The organism is Streptomyces sp. NPDC031210 (assembly GCF_055570395.1).
In genome coordinates this window covers 284,455-289,003 of record NZ_JBVIHH010000011.1, presented here as the reverse complement: position 1 = coordinate 289,003, position 4,549 = coordinate 284,455, and the positions used below count along the sequence as shown (strand labels likewise).

Below are 4,549 nucleotides of genomic sequence, written 5' to 3'. Positions count from 1 at the left end.
GGCGGCCGCGGGGCCGAGGGGGCGCCGGGGCGGGGGCCGGACCGCCGGTCGGGGGGGGGGGGGGGGGGGGGGGGGGGGTGCGCGGGGGGGGGGGGGGGGGGGGGGGGGGGACCGGCAACCCCCCCCCCCCCCCCCCCCCGCGACGACCTCGGCGGAAGTTCGCCCCCTCTCAGACAGCGCGTCTCTTGCCGCCCCGCAGGGCGGTCCACAGGCGGTCGCCCACGGCGACGATGATGACGGCGCCGACCAGTTGCAGCAGGTGGCGCCCCCAGTCGATGCCGTCGGTCTCGTTCACCCCGACGCCGGTGGCCAGCCAGTTGCCCAGGACGCTGCCCAGCATGCCGAAGATCACGGTCAGCCAGAGGGGGATCGCCTGCTTGCCCGGGATGATGGCCTTCGCGATCAGTCCCAGAATCAGGCCCACGATGATGGCCCACAACCAACTCATGTCGCCTCCTCGCGCGGCGCGGAGCACGTGAACCGTGCCTCGTCAGTGTCGCTCCGCATCCCCTACGGCGCACGCCGGAGCGCCCTGTCCGCCACCGGTCGTGCGCGGGCCGGTCCGGCGGTGTGAGGACCCGGTCTCGAATGCGGCGCACCCGCGGCGTACCGTGGGATGTGCCCGGAAAGCGGGCAGAATCCGGCACGACGACCAGGCGGTGGAACGTGATGCGGAAGCACGGCGGCGACGGGGCCTTCCGGATCACAGGGGCCCGGCAGGGACTGTCCGAGGACGTGCGCGGCCGGCAGCGCCGCTATGTGATCTCCATGTCGGTGCGGACCGTGGCCGTGATCCTCACCGCCGTGCTCTGGAACGTCGAGCGTCCCATCGCCATCGCGACGCTGGTACTGGGCATCGGGCTGCCGTATATCGCGGTCGTCATCGCCAACGCGGGCCGGGAGAACGCGCCTTCGGCGCCCTCGACTTTCGTGGCCGCGCCGACCAGGCCGATGCTGACGGCGGGCGGCGGACACCTGCCGGCGGAACCGGACGCGGAATCCCCCGAGGCCGGGGAACCGCAGTCGCGGGAAGGGGCGGGCTGACCGCCGCGCGGTCCGCAAAGCTCAAGAAAAGCTCAGATCAATCATGCGGTTCCGGTGCACCGGGCGGTGGCCTCCGTGACATACTGCGTACGCGCTCCGCATCCCCCGTCGGAGCGACGGACCGACGCCGGGCGGCTCCCCCCGTGGCTGCCCGGCGTCGCCATGTCCGCTGCCGGGCGCGGGACGTAGGGTTGAGGCCGTGAACTCCCCGAACTCCCCCGAGAGCGCCGTCATCTGCTCCGCCAAGGGCTGCCGCGCCCCCGCCGTCTGGGTCCTGGCCTGGAACAACCCCAAGCTGCACACCCCCGACCGGCGCAAGACCTGGCTCGCCTGCGAGGAACACCGCGAGCACCTCTCACAGTTCCTCGGCGTACGCGGCTTCCTCAAGGACGTGGTGACCCTGCCGGAGTGGGACGCGGCACAGGCGGGGCGCTGAGGGCGCGAGCGTTGCGCTCGCCTCACTGCCCCTTGCCGTCTGGGGCCCTGCAGGGACGCCGTTCCTCTATGCCCTTGGGTGCGTCCGGCTGTCAATTTCCAGGCGCCGGCGCGCAAACCGCTGCACGCCTTTGCAGAGCCGACACATCGGGGGCTTCCGTGGCGAAAGAATTCCATATCGAACCGGAGGAAATCAAGAAGCTGGGAAAAAGCTTCGCCAGTTATGCCTATGACATCGAAAGCGCACGGAAGTGTGGGGCACCGCCGCTAACGTTGTCGGCCGTGGGCTCGGCGGCGTCGGCGGGGCAGGAGGGGGTCATCTCAACCGGCCGACTGAAGGTTTTGTACCTCCTGAAGGCTTCACACCCGCACCGGAGCGGTCCGGCCCCCACATGTCCATCGACGGACCGACCAGCGGGCTCGGTGGCGGACTGGCGGGAGCCGGCCAGGCCTCGTTGCAGGGCGATGAGAAGCCGGAAGACAAACCTGAAGCCAAGTCGGCTCCTCAGAAGCGCAGTGTGAAGGACACATTCGGATGACTCGGGCCCGTGCGATGAATTTCTGCCTGGCGACAGCCGGCGCCGGGGTGTTGGCGGCGGTGGTGCGGGTGTTGACGCACCCCGCCGCGTCGATGCCGCGGTGGGACCTGCTCGCCTGTCTGGCGGTGACAGCGGTCGGCCTCGGAGGGGGCGTCCGCTGTCTGCGGCGCGGCGCGTTCCCGCTATCCGATCAGGTGGCGGAGACGTGTAAGCCTTGGTGGCCCGACCGGAACGGGGCCTGGATCGCGGCCGGGTTGCTGTTCGGGACCGTCATACCGGTCTTCTTGTTCGGGTATGCGGCCCTTTCCTCCTCGCCCGAGGCAACTCGGATCTCTGAGGCAGGCGGCGGCATTCGTGCAGTGACGGTCCAAGACGTGCTCTCGTCCGAGTACACCCGGAGCAAGCACTCCGGCCACTACACCGTGGTGTCCCGGGTTTCCGTACCGTACGACGCAGGCAGTGAACTGGTGAAGGCGGAATTCGACTCGGAATCACGGGTGAACCGCGGTGACCGGGTGTGGGCGCTCTACGCGCCGTCCGCTGCGAAACTCGGAGCTCTGGTCGAGAGTGACCGGGGGGTGCTGGAAGAAAAGGCGGGTGGTCCCGCGCGCCCCGCCATTCAGGCTCTTGTTCTGCTCGACGGCGCTCTGTTCCTGTTCTTCGTGTTCCTTTTCCGTGGCTTCGCCCGGGCTGGTCGTGGGCTGAAGGTACTCGGCGAGCAGGGGCGGGTGCTCGGTGTCACCGTGCGCGGTGTGGACGTGGGGCCGGAGCGAGAGGAACCGAAGGGGGGCGGGCAGCGGCAGCTCCGGCCGCGGGTCGTGATGGTGGGGCCGGCCGGGGAGCGGATGGAGATGTTCCTGGACCCGGCGGTCGATCCGACCAGTCTTGCGCGGCAGCTCACCGGCGTTCCGGCGGAGGTGTACTGGGCCGTGCCGCCTCAGGGCAGGCAGCGAGGACCGCAGCGGATCATCGGCACGCTGGTGACCGGGGGCGAACGGTGCGTGAGGGGTCGGTTGGCGACCGAGGAGGGGTCCGTGCTGGCGGAGGGCGCGGGAGCGTCGGGTCGCGGGGCGCTTCCTGACTGGGAGAAGTTGCGGGCGATCCGGACCCATCCGCTCTGGATTCCGGAGGTACACGCCGGGGGCCTGTGGGCGGTGCAAGTCGCGGTGCTCGCTCTCGCCCTCGTCGCCTGGGGTGTGGGGACCGTCGCGACGGTCCTTCTGGCGGTTGTCGCGTACGCGTCGGTCGTGGTGGGACGGCAGAGGGTCAAGAGGCGGCGTGCGCGGTATCTGCGGAGCCTGCTGCCGGAGTAGAGGGAAGCCTGCGGGAGGCGGGGGTGGCTCAGCCGCCGATGGCGGACATGGGGCGGTCGGGCTGGAGGAAGGAGGGGTCGTCCAGTCCGGAGCCGGCTTTTTTGCCCCACATGGCGAGCTTCCAGATGCGGGCGATCTCGGCGTCGGGGGCGTCCGAGCGCAGGGCCGCGCGCAGGTCGGTCTCCTCGGTGGCGAACAGGCAAGTGCGGACCTGGCCGTCGGCGGTCAGGCGGGTGCGGTCGCAGGCCCGGCAGAACGGGCGGGTGACGGAGGCGATGACGCCGACGCGGTGCGGGCCGCCGTCGACGATCCAGCGCTCGGCGGGCGCGGAGCCGCGCTCGTCCTGGCCTTCGGGGGTCAGCTCGAAGCGGGTGCGCAGGGAGGTGAGGATGTCGCCGGCGGTGATCATGCCGTCGCGCTTCCAGCCGTGCTGGGCGTCCAGGGGCATCTGCTCGATGAAGCGGAGTTCGTAGGCGTTCTCGACGGCCCAGGCGAGCAGGTCGGGGGCCTCGTCGTCATTGAGGCCGGGCATCAGGACGCTGTTGACCTTGACCGGGGTCAGGCCGGCCGCGCGGGCCGCCTCCAGGCCGCGCAGCACGTCGGCGTGGCGCTTGCGGCGGGTCATGGTCTGGAAGACGTCGGGGCGCAGGGTGTCGAGCGAGACGTTGACGCGGTCCAGGCCGGCGTCGCGCAGGGCGGTGGCGGTGCGCTCCAGACCGATGCCGTTGGTGGTCAGCGACATCTGGGGGCGGGGGGTGAGGGCCGCGACGCGCTCGACGATGCCGACCAGGCCGGGGCGCAGCAGCGGTTCGCCGCCGGTGAAGCGGACCTCTTCGATGCCGAGCTCGCTGACGGCGATGTCGATGAGGCGGACGATCTCGTCGTCGGTGAGCAGGTCCGGCTTGGCCAGCCATTGCAGGCCCTCTTCGGGCATGCAGTAGGTGCATCGCAGGTTGCACCGGTCGGTCAGCGAAACGCGCAGGTCGGTGGCCACGCGACCGTAAGTGTCGATGAGCACAAGGCCCCCTCCCCTAAGTGGCGGATCCGTACGCTTCGAGCCTACGCGATGGGTCCGACGGTGGGCAGGCGTGAGAAGCACGAGGTGGGCGGGGGGGGGGGGGGGGGGGGGGGGGGGGAGGCCCCCCGGCGTGGGGGGAAGGGGGGAGGGGGACAAACACAACCTCACACACACGGCTGTGGCGCCGCCTCCCGTGGTGG

Annotated in this window: 5 protein-coding genes; 3 read left to right on the top strand and 2 right to left on the bottom strand. The window is 71.0% G+C overall.

Annotated features, from left to right (window positions below; genetic code table 11):
- Window positions 1-169 precede the first annotated feature (169 nt).
- Entirely contained in the window at window positions 170-448 is a 279-nt protein-coding gene (locus tag ACZ45Z_RS21855) for a GlsB/YeaQ/YmgE family stress response membrane protein (protein WP_468364799.1), read from the bottom strand.
- Between the two features lie 221 nt (window positions 449-669).
- On the opposite strand from ACZ45Z_RS21855, the gene ACZ45Z_RS21850 reads away from it, so the two are divergent.
- The 3 genes from ACZ45Z_RS21850 to ACZ45Z_RS21840 all read left to right on the top strand — a co-directional run bounded on the left by ACZ45Z_RS21850 (window position 670) and on the right by ACZ45Z_RS21840 (window position 3,331).
- Entirely contained in the window at window positions 670-1,044 is a 375-nt protein-coding gene (locus ACZ45Z_RS21850; RefSeq protein ID WP_468364796.1) for a DUF3099 domain-containing protein, read from the top strand.
- A gap of 199 nt (window positions 1,045-1,243) precedes the next feature.
- Entirely contained in the window at window positions 1,244-1,480 is a 237-nt protein-coding gene (locus ACZ45Z_RS21845) for a hypothetical protein (RefSeq protein WP_468364793.1), read from the top strand.
- 552 nt (window positions 1,481-2,032) lie between these two features.
- Entirely contained in the window at window positions 2,033-3,331 is a 1,299-nt protein-coding gene (locus ACZ45Z_RS21840) for a hypothetical protein (RefSeq protein ID WP_468364791.1), read from the top strand.
- Window positions 3,332-3,359: 28 nt separating this feature from the next.
- Here ACZ45Z_RS21840 and moaA read toward each other — a convergent pair whose 3' ends face one another.
- Window positions 3,360-4,349, bottom strand: a complete 990-nt coding sequence (gene moaA, locus ACZ45Z_RS21835; protein ID WP_468364789.1) for a GTP 3',8-cyclase MoaA — start codon at window positions 4,347-4,349, stop codon at window positions 3,360-3,362.
- Window positions 4,350-4,549 lie beyond the last annotated feature (200 nt).